The following is an 18,553-nucleotide window of genomic DNA, read 5'->3' as shown; positions in this document are numbered from 1 at the left end:
TAGAATCAGCTATAAACATTTGCCCCGTGAATGACGATAAATTATAGTACACATGCCTTACCGAATTCTTGGTGAATTCTTGTACGTGATAAAGTATAATAAATTTATTGAATATGGGACTTTTGGTGTGTGACCAATAACCCAGTGTAAGGGGGACATTAGACAGTGAAAGCGGAAGTGATTAATCCTTTCCTGGAATCCGCGCGGAACGTATTCGAACAGCTCATCCAGATTTCGCCTTCCACCGGGAGTCTTGGCGTGAAAAATGTGGAGTACATCGCAGACCATGTCTGGATCGTGATTGGAATGACTGGACAACTGAGCGGAAACATCGTGTTTGGAATACAAGAGTCGGTAGCATTGAAAATCGTTTCTGCCATGATGGGCGGCTTTGTCATTACAGAAATGGACGAAATGAGTAAAAGTGCTATTTCTGAACTTGGCAATATGATTAGCGGCAATGCAAGTACCATCCTGTCCAATCAAGGTGTCGTTGTTGATATTACACCTCCACAAGTGATGAATTCTGAATACGTGAGTTCTTTTAGTGCAACGAAGGCATTGAGTATTCCTTTGCTGATGGACGGAATCGGTGAGATGGATATTCAAGTGATGATCTCGTAGAATAGAACCATACGCCCTTGGGGCAATATGTGTTCAATACGGGAGGACGTCGGGGATGTTGAAAGATCAGGTTGTTTTTATCACAGGTGCGTCGAGCGGAATTGGTGCGCTCTGTGCACAGATGCTGATAGAAGAAGGAGCCATCCCGATTCTGGCTGCCCGCTCACGGGACAAGCTGGAAGAGATTGGTGCTTCGCTGAAAGGGCAACATGAACTACTCACGTTAGATGTAACGAATACTGAGCAAGTTCAGACAGCCGTGGATGCGATGTTGCAGAAATACGGACGAATCGATATTTTGCTGAATAACGCTGGTTACGGAAAATTTGCAGCGATGACGGATATGTCTGTGCAGGAATTCGATGAGATGATGGACGTTAATTACATGGGCATTGTTCGCTGCACCAAGGCAGTACTGCCGCAGATGTTACAACGAGGCAGAGGACAAATCGTGAATGTAGCTTCCATGGCTGGCAAGATCGGAACTGCCAAATCCGCCTCATATACGGCAACCAAACATGCCGTACTTGGCTTCAGCAATGCCCTGCGCCAGGAACTCCGCAAGACAGGAGTCACGGTAACAACCATTAATCCCGGACCTATTGATACACCGTTCTTCCAACGGGCGGATCCCTCTGGAAATTATGTAAATAATGTACGCTGGATGATGCTGAAACCGGAAGAGGTTGCGGGGCATATGATCCGGGCGATGAAGAAGCGCAAGGAAGAAGTGAATCTGCCCAGACTGGCTTCGGCTGGAATGTGGCTGTATCAGCTATTTCCACGTCTTGCTGACAGGCTCTCGCACGGTGTAATGAATCAGAAGTAAGATGCAACAATGGGCATCATATATCGGATGAAAGAAGGGCTCCGCCGAGGGGCTTTTCTTTTTTTTTGTGTGCAAAAACATGTATCCTGAATAAGATTTGGTCCGCAGGCTTTTTTCGCATATAATGAAAGGTAATGTGATGACAGGCTTCGGTTTTATTAGTACAAGCAGGGCTATATATGTTCAACTAAACATTTATTAATATTTATTAGATGAATGGATATAGCGTCATAACGAATAAATTTAAAGGATGGACATACATGACGAATCAAACATTTGCTTCAATTGGCGTAGAACAGGATCTTGAGGCTGTACTCGCCAGACATGGCATCACCGAACCTTCACCGGTACAGGCACAGACGATCCCGGTTATCTTGGAAGGTCGCGATGTGGTTTCGAAATCTCAGACGGGAACAGGCAAGACGCTCGCCTATTTGCTGCCACTGCTGCAATCCATCAAGAGTGATGTAAAGGGCACGCAGAAGCTTATCATAGCGCCTACACAAGAGCTGGCGATGCAGATTGTACGTGAGGCACAGCGGTATGGAGAAGAACGCAAAATTGGCGTTCTGGGGCTCATTGGCGGAGCAGCAGTAAAACGTCAGATCGAGAAGCTGCGTGAACACCCGGAACTGGTTGTGGGAACGCCAGGACGACTGAAGGAACTAATCACGCTGAAAAAGCTGAAAATGCATAATGTCTCCACGATCGTTATTGACGAGGCAGACCAGGTATTCCAGCTTGGCGGAGTAAGCGACGTGGACTTCGTATTGCGCAGTGCCCTGCGCGACCGTCAGCTTATTTTCCTGTCAGCGACAATTGATGAACATACTGCTGGACTCGCAAAGCGCGAGATGAAAGAGCCGGTACAGATCGGAATTGAACCGGACCGCGCAACGGCGGCGGGACTTGAGCATTTTTATTTTGTAGAAGAGAACCGTAACAAAATTGATATGCTGCGCCGTCTGGTGAGACAGTATAACCCGGATCGCGCCATCGTCTTTGTCAATGCGACCGAGGATATTGCCGAGGTTGAGGCGAAAATGAATCATCTGGGCTTGTCCGCAGCTGCGCTGTATGGAGATGCTGACAAGGTAACCCGGAGCAATGTACTATCCGCTTTCCGCAATGGCAAACTGCAACTGCTGATTGCGAGCGAGGTTGCAGCCAGGGGACTGGATATTGAAGGCTTGCCAATGGTCATTAACTATGATCCTGCATTTGATTCGGAACATTATGTTCACCGTGCAGGAAGAACAGGTCGTATGGGTCGCAGCGGTATCGTGTTGTCGATCGTGGACGAAACGCAAATTTTCATTATGCGCAAGTTTGCGCGGGAACTTGGAATCGAATTGCCGGAACGTGTATTGTTCGGGGGTAAAGTACTCGAGGCTGACCCGCGTCCGGATACGCGGCCTGAAGGGCATTCTTTCTCCAGAAAACCAGGGCAGTCTCGGGATCGTAAACCCGGTCAGGCCAACCGTAATGGTGGCGCCAGAGCTGCTGTATCAAATCAACGCCCGGCGGGAGGCAAACCAGCTGGCAATGCAGGCAGAACAGAACGGGACCAGGATCGCAAGAACAAGGGCGCTCCCAAATGGAGCAAAGGCAAAGAGCCACGCACTGAAGAATAAAACCTGACGAAAGAGGTGCAGGGATAGATGGAAAACGTTCAACCCCCCGTATTGAAAATCAACGGGCTAAGCGGAGGATATAGTGCCAAGCGGCCGGTTCTCCACGGCATCGATCTGGAAGTTGGACGCGGAGAAATGGTCGGACTGATCGGATTAAATGGTGCTGGAAAAAGTACAACGATGAAACATATTTTAGGATTAATGACTCCACAGCAGGGGGAGGTGCGAGTCATGGGCAAGAAGCGGGACGAGGATCCGCAGATATATCAATCCGCCATGGCCTTTGTACCGGAATCCCCCGAGCTGTACGACGAAATGACGGTCATGGAGCATTTGGAGTTTACAGCCAGAGCATACGGTGTTTCTGAGGCTGATTTCAAACAGCGCACGGAGAAACTGCTGAACTTGTTCCGCATGAATGAGAAAAGTACAAGTTTGTCAACCCACCTGTCTAAAGGTATGCGTCAAAAGGTTATGATCATGTGTGCTTTTGTGGCGGGGCCGCCACTCTATATCATTGATGAGCCTTTTCTGGGACTTGACCCGCTTGGAATCCGCTCTTTGCTTGATTTTATGCTCGAAATGAAGGCCTCTGGATCTTCCATTCTGCTCAGTTCACACATTCTGTCCACCATTGAAAATTACTGTGACCGTTTCATTGTCCTACACCGAGGACAGGTCATTGCTCAAGGGACGCTGAATGAGCTGCGTACTCAATTCGGGGAATCAAATGCCACGTTGGAGCATATGTTCTATTCCCTTGTACAAGGCAGGGATTAAGCATGGATCTCAAGCAGCTATGGAAGCAAAGACGCACGGGATTCTGGAATGGAATTCTTCCTTATCTGGGTTATGTCATTCAGAGCGGCGTAGCCATGGTTTTCTTATTTCTCGTCATTGCGTTCTCCGCCTGGTATACATCGTTTGTCCAACACATCCCGGCAGGATTCCCGATTCGCTGGATTGCGTTGCTGCTGCTGGCACCACTGGTACTGTTTAGCAGCTATCGTACATATCTGCACCCGGCAGACATCGTATTTTTACGTCCGCAGGAATATCGGATGCAAGAATATCTGAAAAACAGCTTCGCTCGCGGTATCATCTATAAAACTCTGGGCATGCTGCTCGTATTTGTTACGCTGTGGCCGCTCTATGTTCGTGCAGATCAGGATGCAAGACCATTCGGCTGGTTTATCCTGCTTCTGCTGTTATGGAAAGGGCTGTCCAGCTATGCGGCTTGGCAAGAAATGCGCATGGTGCAAATAGGCGCCGCAAGAGGATATCGCTTGCTCCGATGGGCACTGGCTGTACTGGCGATTGCGGCCTGGTTGTGGCAGCCTCCTCAGCGCAGTATCTGGTTCCTGCTGCTGCTGGCTGTCGTTTATATCGTTGCCCTGCGTATTCCTCTGAAACACCGGGTTTCATGGGACCGTCTCATCCAAGTGGAGAAGGGCCAGGCTGGAAGAGTGATGCGGACGCTGGGCTGGTTTGTGGATGTGCCTTCATCAGGTCAAAAAGTAAGTTCCCGGCGCTGGCTCAGCAAATGGGGGAGCGGCCTCCCATGGAATGCAGGGAAAGCCTATCGCTATCTGATTACCAAAACATTCATCCGAACTGAAGTGTTCTCTATCGTCGTGCGCTTGGTCGTACTGGGTATGCTGCTGTCCTGGTGGACGGCAGGCAGTTATTTCGGTATTGGTGTATACCTGTTCTTCCTGCTGCTTGTAGGTGTGCAGCTGGGTGCACTGCGTCGCAGTCATAGTGAATCGTTCTGGATTATGATTTATCCCATCTCGGGAGAGAGTCGTCGTTCCCAGGTGCTGGGATTCATCTCGAATCTGCATGCACTGGCTGCCTTGCTCATGTGGCTGCCAATGCTGGCTGCGGGAATGAGTGGATGGAGTATGACAGCAGCAGCATTGGTCCTTGGTGTGCTGGTCATCTACTTGATGCGACGTTCGCAAGGCAACAAGTGGTTGAAGGAAGAAGAGGATGAATGAACAGCCGAGCGTCTGACCAGTTAATGTTTCAATGGAAATGCGGCTAGAGATTCTTACGTAACCTCACCGAAGAAGGGTATTCCGAGCTGTATCCCGGAATACCCTTCTTTGTGCTGCAGTCAGCTGACCTTGTTCCGACTCCTGGTGAGGACGTATGGACTAACAGAGGAACGATTTTGTGATGATGACGAGCAAGATGAACAAAACGAGAATGGCACCGGTATTTGTAAATCCTCCGTAACCGTAACCGCCGCATCCATAACCGCCTCTAGTTTCTTCAACAACTCCAGACATGGTCATTCCCCTTTCAAGATGGTGTTGGGCACGCCCTTGCGTACATCGTATATTATGTGCCTTGGGGATAGGCTGATTGGGCCGCTGCCCGGTAGAGCCTGAAAATCATCGTTTTGGGCATTTGCCCGTCAAAATAGCCATATGTCCTCAAAACGGAACACAAAATACCCCTTTGTATCGAGAGACATTCGTCAGGATACAAAGGGGTATGTTTTTCAGAAATCAGACGTAAGTCCGTTTCTTACTTATTTATTGGATGCATTACTGCATATGAATATGAATTAAGTGGTCTGAAGATCCAAAACTCCACGATAGATCGTATCGAACAGATCTTCCAGTCCGGATTCTTCAATACAGGAGAAGGCAATTCGCAAATCGGCCTCACCCAGCGCGATGGTACCAACGCCGTATTTCTGCAGCAAATGGGTCCGGAGCTGCTCTGCGCCGACATCCTTCAGCTTCAGGCACATGAAGTAACCGGAGTTGAACGGATAGTAATCCCAAACCTCACCGTATTTACCACTATCGAGGATGGCCTTTACCTTGTTGGCACGGCCTTTCATGATTTCAAACTTCTCCAGCTTCTGTGCTTCGAACTCAGGTGCTTTCAACGCATCCAGTACAAAAGTTTGGGAAGGATGCGGGCCACTGGAGATGGTTGCCCGGATAATGCCGAGTGTTTTTTGCTCCAGAGCATGGAGAACCGCAGCATCTTCATGGGCGTACGTGATGAATCCAACGCGGAAGCCCCATACGAATTCTTCCTTCGTGGCACCGTCAACTTTGACAGTCAACACACGTGGATGGAGGTTCGCCAGTTTGCCAAACAGGGATTCATGAATGGAATCTTCGAAGAAGAGACCAAAGTAGGCATCATCTGTTACAGCAACAACATTCACTCCAGCCTCAGCCGCTTGACGAATCGCATCTACGATTGAATCTGCTTCTTCGGCGCCAGGTGTATAACCTGTCGGGTTGTTCGGGAAGTTCAGCAGCACGATGGCTTTGCCTTTGTCTTTCTGTGCAAGCAGCGCTTCGAGCAGACCTGCACTGTTGAAGTTCAATTGATCATCAAACAGGGGATAATGAACCAATTCGCCGTGACGACGAATTCCGAAGGTCAGCTCGTAATTCTCCCAGTTTTTATCCGGATATATAACAGCGTCCCCTTCTTCGGCGAACAGGTCGGCTACAATACTCAGTCCATGAGTTAATGCGTTAGTCACAATTGGGTTACCAAACGTTTTACCTTCGAGGGAAGGTGTTTCCTTCAGCATCTTGTCTCTCCATACGGTCCGCAACTCAGGCTTCCCTGCAGGAGGAGCGTAAGGGTACAAATCCTTCGGTTGGTATGCGGACAGCTTATCTTGGATAACAGCTAAGTGCATTGGCACACCGTCCTCCAGAGCAATACCAATCGTAGCATTGTAGGTTTTGGCCAGACTTGCTGCTTCAGCAGACTGACTCAAAATACCTTCTTTTGGAAAATAAATTTCTTTGCCGAGCTGCGACAGCATGGAGTAGACGTGACTGCTGCCTGCCTGAATACTTTCGTTCAACTGTTCAGCCAGTGGATTCATTCTTTTCATCCTTCCAAGTCTTTGGGATTCAACTGCCTAACATTATAACACCTTGCCTTGCCCCCGTCACGGAAATTACGCATAATGACAGTTTCATCACTTCACCGCGTTGTTGCAAGTGTTTTTGAGTTAGGTTAATGTTACTTCTCCCGTTTGATTATACCATGGAAAATGAATGTTATTTCTGATGGAAAGGACAATATTTCCGCATCATTTCGGCTGTTTCAGCATCTCGTCCTTCGTTACGCTGTTCCAGTTCGCCACTAATATGATCAAAGCGTTCAGTCGAGAGATTCTGTCCAAATTTGAACTTGGCACTGATCCGTTCAGGAACAATGCGGACCACAGCGACAGCTTTAAGCTGACCCGTATAGCGTGGATCGGTTGCATCAATGGGAACATATCCCCCTTGCGGCTGAAGTTTCTCCATGAAACGTTGCAGCACCTTGCCCTTGATGTCCAGATCCTTAACCGGCTCCGCCTGTCCGAATGCCATTACACTTTTGAAAAAAGAGGTCGCCGGACAAGCTAGCTCGGGATCACTGAAGTAAGATGGAATCAGGGAAAACTCTTCAGCAACTGTAAAGCTGACAGAGGAATCCTGTTTGATCTGCTTCATTTTTTCGCCTGCAAGACTACCATGAAAATAAAAACTCCCGTCCATATATACGAAGTTTAGTGGTGTCACCCTTGGCTGTCCATCTGGACTGACTGTTCCCAGAAAACCAAAGGAGCATTGGTCCAGAAATGCTATGATTTCCTGCTCTTCATTTACAGTGAATTCTTTTCTTCTCATCTATTTTTCCCCCTTGATCGATTATGAATTGGATCGTTGCACTCTAGCCATAACAATAAAACTCGCATTGACATAAAAAAAGATCCAATTTACATTCATTTTAGTAGTCCAATTTGAAAAGAGGTGCACGATGGAATTGTGGCTTCCTATGGATTCATACGAACGTCAACACCGATATAAGTATGAGGCAATGTACCATGCTTTGCGCGACGCCATCCATGCGGGGACACTGGCTGGAGGTACAAGGCTTCCTTCCACCCGAGAGTTGGCACGTCAATATGAAATGTCACGTGGTTCGGTAGCCCAAGTATATGACATGCTGCTCGCTGATGGGTATGTGAAGGCATATCGGGGGAAAGGGACTTTTGTTACCGATACGTTAACGGAACAGGAACAATTAGGTCAGGAAGCAGTCATTCAGCTTTCTCCATGGGGGGAACGGGTGAGTCTGCTGAATACACAGATTCAGAGGGATACACGATCTGCCATTGAACAGGATTCATCCCTGATCAATTTTCATGTGCATCGCATGCCTATCGAGCATTTTCCGCAAGCGGAATGGAAAAGTGCCCTGGCTGCCGTCCATCGGAGTGATCGGCGTGAACAAAGTGGTGTAGCTGGTGATCTGGAACTACGGGAGGCCATTGCGTCACATCTGAGGTGGACACGGGGCATCCAGGCGGATGCCTCGCAAATCGTGCTGTTCAGTGGTTCCATGCAGGGGATCACCTTGCTGACACAACTGCTTATCCCTGAAGGGGCTGCAGTTGTATTGGAAAACCCGGGTTATCAAGGAATTGCCCAGGCAGTGAAGTCCTGCGGAGGAACGATTATTCCAGCGGAAGTAGATACCGGGGGCATTATTCCGCAGTCATGGGAAGCACAGACATTATTTGTGACACCCACCCGCCAGTTTCCTACAGGAGCTGTTCTTGGTCTGGACAGACGAAGAGCCATACTTGAATGGGCCTCGGAGCGAAATGCCGTCATTATTGAAGATGATTATGACAGTGAGTTTCGCTGGGGTGGCAGACCGATTGAACCGCTCAAAGTGCTCGATCGTGAACAACGCGTGATCTATGTTGGTTCTTTTTCACAAACGATGATTGCGTCCTTCCGGCTTGGATATGTGGTGCTGCCACCTAGTCTGGTGAAGCCGCTGCTTGCTGCAAAAACGCTATACGAACCAGTACCCTCTGCTATTCTGGAGCAGCGTGCACTCGCAAAATTTATGGCCAGAGGCGGGTATTTGCGCCATCTACGACGATTGACCCGGCTCTACGGGGATCGGCATGCTTTTTTTGTCAGTGAGATGGAGCGGGAGTTACCGGAACCCTTTATCATGCAGCCCGGAGATGCAGGATTGCATATTTATGCTACATGGAAGGGAGACATCAGCAGTTATCGGCGGTTCAAGGCACTGGCTCGGGAAGAAGGTGTCATATACCGCGATGCGGTGCGTTATCGGCTGACTCCAGGGCCTCCGGCTGTGTGTTTTGGCTTTGCACATCTGGAGAAAGAGGAGATTCAAGAGGGCATACGGCGAATGCGCTTGGCATGGGAGAAGTGTACATTTTCGTTTCGGTGAATTCCGCTGTATAATGGAATAAGGCGTTTCGCTCCAGCAGGAGCAGAAATCATATATAAACACATATTGCATCATGATTGATGCAATATGCGAAGAGATTAACTTTCAAGGGGGAGTGGCGACATGCTGCAGGCATCGCCGTCATCTTTTGTTATTTTGCCCGCCGTCGCCAAAATTGTCTGCGAACCGGGATGGAAGTGGCAGAAGCGGGAAAAACCGATGCAAAACTATGACTTATTTTATGTATGGAGTGGTGAAGGGACCGTTGTGCTGAATGACCGGTCGTATGAAGTTGGCAAGGGTAGTTGCTTTCTGTTTAGACCAGGCGATCATCCTACTGCAACTCATAACAAGCAAAAACCGTTGGTACTTACCTATATTCATTTTGATGTAGATATACCCGTTAATGATGTTCCCCAGTCCTATCGTGAAGTACTGGAAACGGTGGAATTTGAGCATTTGCTGGCTCGGTATGTAAGGCTCTTTCTATCCGATGTATATGGACGGGATGAAGAGAGCCGGCTGATTCTGAAACAGCTGATGATTCATTTGCTGCGCGCGGATACGGAAGCTCCTGTGGAGAAAAAGGTGAGCAACCAGTTGTCTGATGTTATCCAGGAGGTTGCTAACTATGTACGCCAGCATCCGGGGATCACACATCGCGTGGAAGACCTCGCCGCCAGGGCGGGACTATCGCCTCGATATTTCTCGATCAAGTTTAAGGAATTGATTGGTTCGTCCGTGCAATCCTATATCATACGCATGCGCATTGAGCGGGCCGAGCATCTGTTGGTGCATACCGGCATGAATGTGACCGAAGTGGCAGATGCACTTGGATACCGGGATATCTTTTTCTTCAGTCGTCAGTTCAAGCAGTATACCGGCAAAAGTCCGTCCGAGATTCGATAGGATCTCTCTGACCGGTAGAATATGGCAACGTTTCAATTCTGGGAAGCAGGGGTAAGTATGTAGCATTCCAGACGATCGAAAGGGGGAACTTGTGATGAACGGAAAACGTCGGGTCCGCAACCGGGGATGCTCTATCAAGGGCTTTAATATTTTCCGGAACCGCCTGCGCCGCTCCAAACCGGCAGTTGAAATGCAGGACGTATGGTTTTAAGAAATGGCCAGAATACCAATATGACGAAGCATTGCTTCGTATTGCTCGTATACATGTCATGAGAACGGGAATGGAATCATCCTGATTTCTACATAGCTCTGAAGCAGATAATCGATTCTCTGATCAGCAAAAGGTACCCATAGCCTGACACTTTACCCTAAAAGTGTTCCGGCTACGGGTACCTTTTTATATCGAAAAAGGTTTATTTGGTCTTTTTCTTCCGATCGGAAATTAAAAAAGATGACTCCTGTTATTCAGGAATCATCTGCGTATTACTCATTGGATGGGTTTTAACCGACCGAGCAATTCTCCCATTTTGACGGAATCACCTGGCTGCAAGCCTGGTTTCGGTTCAAATGTACCGCTCTGCGTTAACAGTACGACGGTGGAACCAAATTCAAAATATGCGAGATCATCGCCTTGTGCCCATGAACTAACATCCACACCGGCGTACTGTATGCTGCTCACATTCATCGCGCCTACTTTCACGACAGCAACTTCTCCGAAATCATGAGCAATATACGTAATGAGCCGTTCGTTACGACTAAGCACCGATTTCATATGGGTCAGACCAAAATCATTGACAGGATAAACCTTGCCTTTAATATGTTCACTCTCGATTCGGCGACCGCTAACAGGGGCATGAATGCGGTGATAGTCGCGTGGGCTGAGATACAGGACAAAGGCATAACCATGCTTGTACTTCTCCAGATGTGGTGAGTGGTTTAATAATTCAGCAAGTGTATAATTCTGTCCCTTAACATTCAGGAGCGTGCCAGCAGATACAGGACCGGCTGCTGTAATTTTGGCATCTACCGGACTGATCAGCGCATGTTCTGAAAGTTCAAGCGGACGCATTCCTGGTTTAAGTTTACGGGTAAAGAAATCATTCAACGAACGATATTCCTTCCAGTCTTTCTCAGCCTCCTGAACAGGGATGTCGTAGGTCCGGACAAAATAAGGGATAAATGCCTTGCTTCCCCGGCTCTTGGAGAAGGCTCCCACAGTCCGGGAGATCCATTTGCGAGAAGAAAGCTCGGTCATTAACCGCAACAGCGTTTTTGCCATGAATATCCCCCTTAGGGTTAGTGCGAACTTCAAGGCCGGCAGGACCGGCCGTTCTGCATAATATTGACACAGAATGCCCACGAAATCAATATAGGCCCCTATCGTACGTCTGAGGTTGCCGTGGTATACGCGAATTCTGCTCCAGCAGCAGACGTCCATAAGCCATCGGTTGTCGGTAACTGGCTTTCCAGTGCTCCGTCATCCCGGCTTTTCGGAAACCGTAGCGTTGATCCCTTCCGTTGCATTCGATAAAATAAATCCGCCCGTTTTCTGTTATCCCCAGATCAAGTCCGAGGTCCGCAAGATGTGGCAAGCTCGAAGCCAGTGTCCGTGCGATTCGGAGCCCGACAGACCGGATTCTGGTCTCTAGTTCAAGTAAATGCCAGTCGGATGCTTCCACTTCAAGGGCTTCAGCCAAGGTCATGACTTTGCTGCCTTGAGCGATATTCGTGACAAACGTATGTCCTGGAGCCACCTTGGCGAATATGCCCGTGATCCCCCATAAACCGTCACTTCCCCGTTGCACGGAGACCCGCAGATCTACAGGTCTTCCTTCATAGCGAACCAGAGGTATTCGCTCTTCTATGAGATGAGCATGACGGAAAATACGGCGCAAGGTGGCTGATGGCAGTTGTCCCTTACTCAGTCGAAAGGTAGCCCATCCCTTGCGTGAAGTCCTTGTCTCACATGTCAGTTTCCACTGACCATCCTTTTGGAATATCCGCATAATGCCGTGACCAATGCTTCCGCTGCATGGCTTGATCACCAGATCATCGTAATGTTCCATCATATATGCCAAAGACTCAGGTGTAGCTTTGACCGCACGAGGGAGATGTTGCCTGAGACTGGGGTCTTGGTAAAGCATATCGTGAATGTGGTCTTTGCTGTATCGATTACGTACGTTATATACCTGTATGCCCTGCAACAGCAGTTTGGTCACCTGCTGCTGTTCCGAACGGCGAAGCTGGAGAGCACGGTTATGAATAACGGGAGGCAATGGCATCCTCTGACGAACGTATATGCCCTCTTTTTTTACATAAGCAATACAGGTTTTCGTGTCCGAATCCACGTCTTCCAGCCGCAAAAAACAAGGGGTTAATCCATAACAGGCCGCTGCCTGTTCATAATTCGCGAGTGATTCCTGCCCCGTCCTTCCAGTCGCTATCCCCCGGTACATGCGTGAATCGAACATAATACCGATCGTTTCTTGTAGCATGACCGTTCCTCCTTCAATGTTATCACGATCCTGGATCGTCTCATGGCATGCCGGCCTGTCACCACATAGATGGACATCACGATAACGCAGACCGGAATCATGATGCTTCGATATGCATCGACATGTACTTGTTAGCCTTCCGCTTCCATGCAATCCAGGTAAAGGTGGGTCGCTGTGCGGATGGGAAGTCATTTTACGGATTTATACAAATGCTTATAGATTATCGTATGACATTGCTGGATCAGGGGCGTGGACAGCCGCCTTTCATCTAAAGCCGTGCACAGCCTATTTCGCCATGGACAAGTCAATCACTCGTATGTTGACTCCTACACTCATCCAATGTTATTGGCAAAAGTCGTGATTTGAAGTGGCAGATGCCTATATCGAAGCATATGATGCCGGAGACGAACGTTAGAGGAAGGAGCTAGCTGCATGAGTAAAAAAGGCAATAAGAAGGTCCCTACGCCAAAACTGCGGCATGTGAGTCCCAAATTTAAGGAACTGGATCTGTCCAATCGACGGTCAGACACAATGGACTCAGGTTTCACTTCGAATAGGGAACGCTTGGATAGAAATAAACGGAATTCGAAGGCCATTCAGGCATCAGAAGAATTCCTATATGAATCAATTGAGCTACCTGCTTCAACGAACGAGCTGGAAGACCTGGAAGACCTGGAGATCGAAACCGAAGCCATCAAGCCGGAACCCGTAGAGTCTGATAGCGAGAAAGTTGTCGAGACGCAAGATAACCTGGAAAAGCAGATTCAGGTCAGCAGCGTGGCTCCGCTTGTTCTGGAAGAAGAGCTGGGTATAAACAAGCAAGAAACAGCAAGCAGGGAGCGGCTGCAAATCCTGAACCAGAACCAGATGCCAGGTCATACCGGACACTATATCTATACGGACGACCTGAGTGATTTTGCTGTTACGGAGAGCAAACTGGCTCCTTTCTCTGTGGATGCTTCCAAGCTGAAACCGGATGCGGTCGGCAGTGAAGCACTGCAGGATTATGCGGTGACCAGCATTCACATTGCAGACGGGGCCATTGTTTCTGCGAAACTTGCGGAAGCGTCTGTTTCTGAGGAGCACCTGATTGACGGCTCCGTGTCTGGTCACAAAATAAGAAATGCTTCTATTGCCGGTGAGAAAATCAGAGATGGCAGCATTACTTCTCAGAAGCTTGGCAACCAGGTAATCGATTCGGCCAAAATTGCCGACGGTTCCATCGGCACAAGACATCTCAGCCGCATGCTTGTAACGGAAGAATTAATCAAGAATCATGCCGTAACTGGAGACAAGATCGCGATTAGCGCCGTGGATACAAGGCATCTCACCGGAGGAGCTGTGCATACTTCCAAACTGGCTGACGATGCAGTGACTACATCCAAAATTCGTGAAGGTGCTGTCACAGGCAGCAAAATCGAAGAACTGTCCATCGAATCTCACCATATTCAGGCAGGTGCTGTTAAACAGACACATCTGGCAGAAGGGGCTGTTGGTCGTTCACAATTATCCAGTGGCAGTATTGGAAGTGACCAGATTGAGGATGGATCCATACAAACAAGACATTTGGCTGAAGGTTCACTAAGTGGAAGACATCTACTGGACGGTTCAATCGGTTCAAGCCAGATCCGCGCTCATGCCGTTGGCAAGGAGCAGATTGGCAATGGAGAAGTGTACAGTGAGCATTTGACGGAAGGTGCAGTAACCAGCAGCAAACTGGCAGACCAGTCTGTTGGAACAGCAAAATTGCTGGAGCAGTCCATTACGGCCTCCAAGATTGCTGATCAGAGCGTCATTTCTTCCAAAATTGCGGATGAAGCCGTACAGGGTAAACATCTTGCCAAAGGGTCCATCCGTGCGGAACACATTGCAAATCGGGGAATCACGCCAGTACATGTCGATAATTCCGCAATTCACTCCATTCACATTGCAAGTGGAAGCATCGAGGCAACTCATCTGTCTACCGGAAGTGTGTCCGGAGATGCTCTCGCAGATGGCGTGGTGTCAGAGCGGCATCTTGCAGAGTCGGCCGTAGGTACGTATGAATTGCAGGATGCTGCCGTTACAGCTGTTAAGATCGCGGATGGAAGTGTGACAACAGAAAAGCTTGGAACGGCATCGGTGAGCAGCAGAGTGCTTGCCCCGGGAAGTGTCATATCCTCGCATCTTGCGAACGGTGGAGTCACAGGTACACATCTGGCTCCAGGGAGTGTGGGTTCCGAGGCCCTGAGACCTTATGCAGTGAAATCAGATCACCTGACAGAACATGCCGTAGGAGCACCTCATCTTCAACCAGGTAGTGTTGAAACGGATGCTATCGCACGGGCGGCAGTCACAACAGACAAATTGGCTCCTGGTAGTATAACTTCAGCCCAGTTGGCTGGTGGGTCCATTTTTCCGCCTCATCTAACAGATCATGCGGTTACCTCCCCAAAGCTCTCACCTGAGAGTGTTGCCACAGATAAGCTGGCGGATTTTGCAGTTACTTCAGCTAAACTGGCAGACGGGAGTGTGACTTCTTCCAAAATTATGGCGGAAAGTATTAACGCCAAACATATTCCAGCAGGAACGATTCGCGGGTATCACTTGAAGCAGCATGCCGTTTCCCTGGAACATTTGTCGGAAGAAATACGCTCACCGGAATTATTTGCTGATGGCAGTATTACAGGCAACAAACTTCGGCACCGGTCCGTAAGTGCGGACCATTTGGCAGCAGACTCGGTATCCGGGACAGAACTGCAACAGGCTGCTGTAAGTAGTGAGCACTTGCAGCCATCCGCAGTACAATCCGTCCATCTGGCTGAAGGCAGCGTGAAATCTGAACATTTGGGAACTCAAATAGTGAGCTCACTGCATCTGAAGGCAGACATCATTCATGAGGAGCATATTGCTGAACAGGTGGTCACATCACATCACTTGGCACCTGGATCTGTGGGAACAGATCATCTGGCACCTTTATCTATTACAGCGGCTCATCTTCAGCCAGGTTTGATCAGTGGTTTGCATCTTCAGGCAGAGTCGACAAGTGCTGTTCACCTGCAGCAAGGAGCTGTACATTCCCGTCATATTCAAGATGGTGAAATTCTTCCTCATCATATCCATGAACGCAGCATCGGAACGTCTCATCTGGAAGAAGAAGCGGTAAGTACAATTATTTTGCAGGATGAATCTGTAACACGCTCCAAACTGGCGAGTGGTAGTGTTGATGGCAGCAAATTAGCCGCAGGGGCAGTATCGGCTACCCACATTGCCAACGAAAGTGTGCAAACCCGTCATATCCAAGAAGGAGCAATCCTTGCTGATCATATTCAAGAGTGCAGTATTGGCTCAATTCATTTGGATGAGAAGTCCGTAAGTGCAGTTCATTTGCAAAATGGATCTGTAACGAGTGCCAAACTGGCGGACGGCAGTATAAACGGAAGCAAGTTACTCGAAGGTACGGTATCGGGGATTCATATTGCATACGAAAGTGTGCAATCCGGGCATATTCAGGCAGACGCCATTCATGCTGACCATATTCAGGAGCGAAGCATCGGCACAACCCATCTGGAAGAGGAAGCAGTAAGTGCCATTCACCTGCAAAATGGGTCCGTCATCAGTACCAAACTGGCCGACGGCAGTGTAACCGGCAGCAAGTTGCTCGAAGATACGGTGTCGGGAATCCATATCGCATCTGAAAGTGTGCAATCCCGCCATATCCAGGCAGGAGCAATCCTTGCTGACCATATTCAGGAGCACAGCATCGGCATGTATCACTTGGAAGAGGAAGCAGTAAGTGCCATTCATCTGCAAAATGGATCTGTAACAAGTACCAAGTTGGCCGACGGCAGTGTAACCGGCGGCAAGTTGCTTGAAGGAGCGGTATCGGATATCCATATGGCAGACGATAGTGTGCAATCCCGTCATATTCAGAAGGGAACAATCCTTGCTGATCATATTCAAGAGCGCAGCATAGGCACAGCCCATTTGGAAGAAGAGTCGGTAAGTGCAATTCATTTGCAAAATGGATCTGTAACGAGTGCCAAACTGGCGGACGGCAGTATAACCGGCAGCAAGCTACTCGAAGGTACGGTATCCGGGATTCATATCGCATCGGAAAGTGTGCAATCCGGGCATATTCAGGCAGGAGCCATTCATGCTGATCATATTGAGGAGCGCAGCATAGGTACAGTCCATCTGGAAGAGGAAGCAGTAAGTGCAGTTCATCTGCAAAACGGGTCCGTAACAAGTGCCAAACTGGCCGATGGCAGCATAAACGGCAGCAAATTGCTCGAAAATACCGTATCGGGAATTCATATTGCATCGGAAAGTGTGCAAAGCCGGCATATCCAGGAAGGAGCGATCCTTGCTGACCATATTCAAGAGAATAGTATTGGCACGTCCCATCTGGAAGAGGAATCGGTCAGTGCGGTACATCTGCAAAATGGATCTGTAACGAGTGCCAAATTGGCTGATGGCAGCGTGAGCGGCAGCAAATTGCTTGAAGATACGGTGTCGGATGTCCATATCTCAAATGGAAGTATACAATCCCGCCATATCCAAGAGAGAGCCATCCAAGCTGACCATATTCAAGAGCGCAGTATTGGGATTTCCCACCTCAAAGCGGAATCGGTCAGTGCTATTCATCTGCACAATGGTTCCATAACAAGTGCCAAACTGGCCGACGGCAGTGTAAATGGCAGCAAGTTGCTTGAAGGATCGGTATCGGCGATCCACCTGGCAGATAAAAGTGTGGAATCTCGGCATATTCAGGAAGGAACGATCCTTGCTGATCATATTCAGGAACGCAGTATTCGCACAACTCATTTGGAAGAGGAGGCCGTGAGCGGAATCCATCTGCAGAATGGATCCGTCACAAGTACCAAATTGGCCGACGGCAGTGTAACCGGCAGCAAACTGAGTGAACAAAGCATTACCTCCAATCACTTGAATGCGGGAATTGTAGGTCCGGCCCATTTGAGCGAAGAGATATGGAATGCGATTCGTCAGTTCAGTGGAGAAACGCTCGAACAACTGGCAGCGATTAAAAAACAAGAGGCATTGCTTCAAGCAGGAAGTGAGGCTGAACCGCCATCACAACCGGCAATTGTCGTGGAACCCTCAAGTGTCGATCTGAAGGAAACGCAGTTTATCCAGACGTCGGGTCAGGAGCTGGGGCAACAACAAGAGCTTCCATCGCAAGCTAACCAGCTTGGAGATTCATTGACGACAGCTGGCACGGTCCAGCCACAGCTACCGCGACCACAGTCTGAATTTTCACATGAGATCGGTGGAATTAAGGAGTTCACGCTGAGTGAGCAAGCAGTTAAGCAGGAGCATTTGAGTGATGGAGCTGTTGGAAGCAGCCAGCTGCAGCATGGAGCTGTGGGTCCTGAACACCTGTCATTCCAACCCGTACGGAGTGTCGGCCGACAGCCTGTTGTGCAGCAGTTCGGTATGGAGGCCTTTCTATTGCCTGAGAATGAACAGAGCGTGGAGGTAATGGTAGCCTTTGAAGAGTCGTTTATATCAGAGCATTATGTCATTGTCGCCATGTGTAATGATCGGGGATTTCAGGTGTCGCTCCTCTCCCAGAGTGAAGATGAAGCCGTACTGGAAGTGTCACGTACTGAGGGCTCCACACACACCTACGGATTGTTGTCATGGATTGCTGCTGGTCCTTCCGCGTAAGCGTGCGAAATGATGTCTTTTCATTCAACATTCAAGATAACTGTAGGCGAATAATTTTCATGTTAAATAGACAAAAGCGGTTCCCGGATATGTCCGGGACACCGCTTTTTTCATATATAAGCTTGCTCCGTTCG

At 48.8% G+C, this 18,553-nt stretch carries 13 protein-coding genes; 8 read left to right on the top strand and 5 right to left on the bottom strand.

Going from position 1 to position 18,553, the window contains the following annotated elements:
- Window positions 1-165: 165 nt before the first annotated feature.
- From MHB49_RS28330 to MHB49_RS28310, 5 genes are all read left to right on the top strand, one after another.
- Window positions 166-624: a chemotaxis protein CheX gene (locus MHB49_RS28330; protein WP_405153846.1), complete on the top strand. Its 459-nt coding sequence runs from the start codon at window positions 166-168 to the stop codon at window positions 622-624.
- A 55-nt stretch (window positions 625-679) separates the two neighbouring features.
- On the top strand, window positions 680-1,453 hold the full coding sequence (locus tag MHB49_RS28325) for an SDR family NAD(P)-dependent oxidoreductase (RefSeq protein WP_405153845.1): 774 nt from the start codon (window positions 680-682) through the stop codon (window positions 1,451-1,453).
- A 260-nt stretch (window positions 1,454-1,713) separates the two neighbouring features.
- On the top strand, window positions 1,714-3,087 hold the full coding sequence (locus MHB49_RS28320) for a DEAD/DEAH box helicase (protein WP_247899225.1): 1,374 nt from the start codon (window positions 1,714-1,716) through the stop codon (window positions 3,085-3,087).
- Between the two features lie 27 nt (window positions 3,088-3,114).
- Window positions 3,115-3,867: an ABC transporter ATP-binding protein gene (locus tag MHB49_RS28315; RefSeq protein WP_247899224.1), complete on the top strand. Its 753-nt coding sequence runs from the start codon at window positions 3,115-3,117 to the stop codon at window positions 3,865-3,867.
- A gap of 2 nt (window positions 3,868-3,869) precedes the next feature.
- The gene (locus MHB49_RS28310) at window positions 3,870-5,087 is read left to right on the top strand and encodes an ABC transporter permease (protein ID WP_405153844.1); all 1,218 of its coding nucleotides are present in this window, start codon (window positions 3,870-3,872) and stop codon (window positions 5,085-5,087) included.
- 159 nt (window positions 5,088-5,246) lie between these two features.
- Here the strand turns inward: MHB49_RS28310 and MHB49_RS28305 are convergent, their stop codons facing one another.
- The 3 genes from MHB49_RS28305 to MHB49_RS28295 all read right to left on the bottom strand — a co-directional run bounded on the left by MHB49_RS28305 (window position 5,247) and on the right by MHB49_RS28295 (window position 7,757).
- Complete coding sequence (locus MHB49_RS28305) at window positions 5,247-5,381, bottom strand: YjcZ family sporulation protein (protein WP_208642755.1); 135 nt, start codon at window positions 5,379-5,381, stop codon at window positions 5,247-5,249.
- Between the two features lie 281 nt (window positions 5,382-5,662).
- Window positions 5,663-6,961 carry an aminotransferase class I/II-fold pyridoxal phosphate-dependent enzyme gene (locus MHB49_RS28300; protein ID WP_247899222.1) on the bottom strand — a complete coding sequence of 433 codons (1,299 nt, stop codon included), beginning with the start codon at window positions 6,959-6,961 and terminating at the stop codon, window positions 5,663-5,665.
- A gap of 178 nt (window positions 6,962-7,139) precedes the next feature.
- Window positions 7,140-7,757 (bottom strand): pyridoxamine 5'-phosphate oxidase family protein, encoded by a 618-nt coding sequence (locus tag MHB49_RS28295; RefSeq protein ID WP_405153843.1) that lies wholly within the window; start codon window positions 7,755-7,757, stop codon window positions 7,140-7,142.
- Window positions 7,758-7,887: 130 nt separating this feature from the next.
- On the opposite strand from MHB49_RS28295, the gene MHB49_RS28290 reads away from it, so the two are divergent.
- Both MHB49_RS28290 and MHB49_RS28285 read left to right on the top strand, forming a co-directional pair.
- Window positions 7,888-9,345 carry a PLP-dependent aminotransferase family protein gene (locus MHB49_RS28290; RefSeq protein WP_405153842.1) on the top strand — a complete coding sequence of 486 codons (1,458 nt, stop codon included), beginning with the start codon at window positions 7,888-7,890 and terminating at the stop codon, window positions 9,343-9,345.
- Between the two features lie 123 nt (window positions 9,346-9,468).
- Window positions 9,469-10,254 carry an AraC family transcriptional regulator gene (locus tag MHB49_RS28285; protein ID WP_053783204.1) on the top strand — a complete coding sequence of 262 codons (786 nt, stop codon included), beginning with the start codon at window positions 9,469-9,471 and terminating at the stop codon, window positions 10,252-10,254.
- A gap of 487 nt (window positions 10,255-10,741) precedes the next feature.
- Here MHB49_RS28285 and asd read toward each other — a convergent pair whose 3' ends face one another.
- Together asd and MHB49_RS28275 are read right to left on the bottom strand one after the other, a co-directional pair.
- The gene (asd, locus tag MHB49_RS28280) at window positions 10,742-11,533 is read right to left on the bottom strand and encodes an archaetidylserine decarboxylase (protein ID WP_405153841.1); all 792 of its coding nucleotides are present in this window, start codon (window positions 11,531-11,533) and stop codon (window positions 10,742-10,744) included.
- An 85-nt stretch (window positions 11,534-11,618) separates the two neighbouring features.
- Window positions 11,619-12,749 (bottom strand): YheC/YheD family protein, encoded by a 1,131-nt coding sequence (locus MHB49_RS28275; RefSeq protein ID WP_247899218.1) that lies wholly within the window; start codon window positions 12,747-12,749, stop codon window positions 11,619-11,621.
- Between the two features lie 432 nt (window positions 12,750-13,181).
- Here MHB49_RS28275 and MHB49_RS28270 point away from each other — a divergent pair, with 432 nt between their 5' ends.
- The gene (locus MHB49_RS28270; protein ID WP_405153840.1) at window positions 13,182-18,419 is read left to right on the top strand and encodes a WIAG-tail domain; all 5,238 of its coding nucleotides are present in this window, start codon (window positions 13,182-13,184) and stop codon (window positions 18,417-18,419) included.
- Window positions 18,420-18,553 lie beyond the last annotated feature (134 nt).

It is taken from the genome of Paenibacillus sp. FSL K6-0108, assembly GCF_045040695.1.
Classification (GTDB): domain Bacteria; phylum Bacillota; class Bacilli; order Paenibacillales; family Paenibacillaceae; genus Paenibacillus; species Paenibacillus pabuli_B.
The sequence above is the reverse complement of the archived record's forward strand: the minus strand, read 5'-3'. Positions and strand labels throughout refer to the sequence as shown.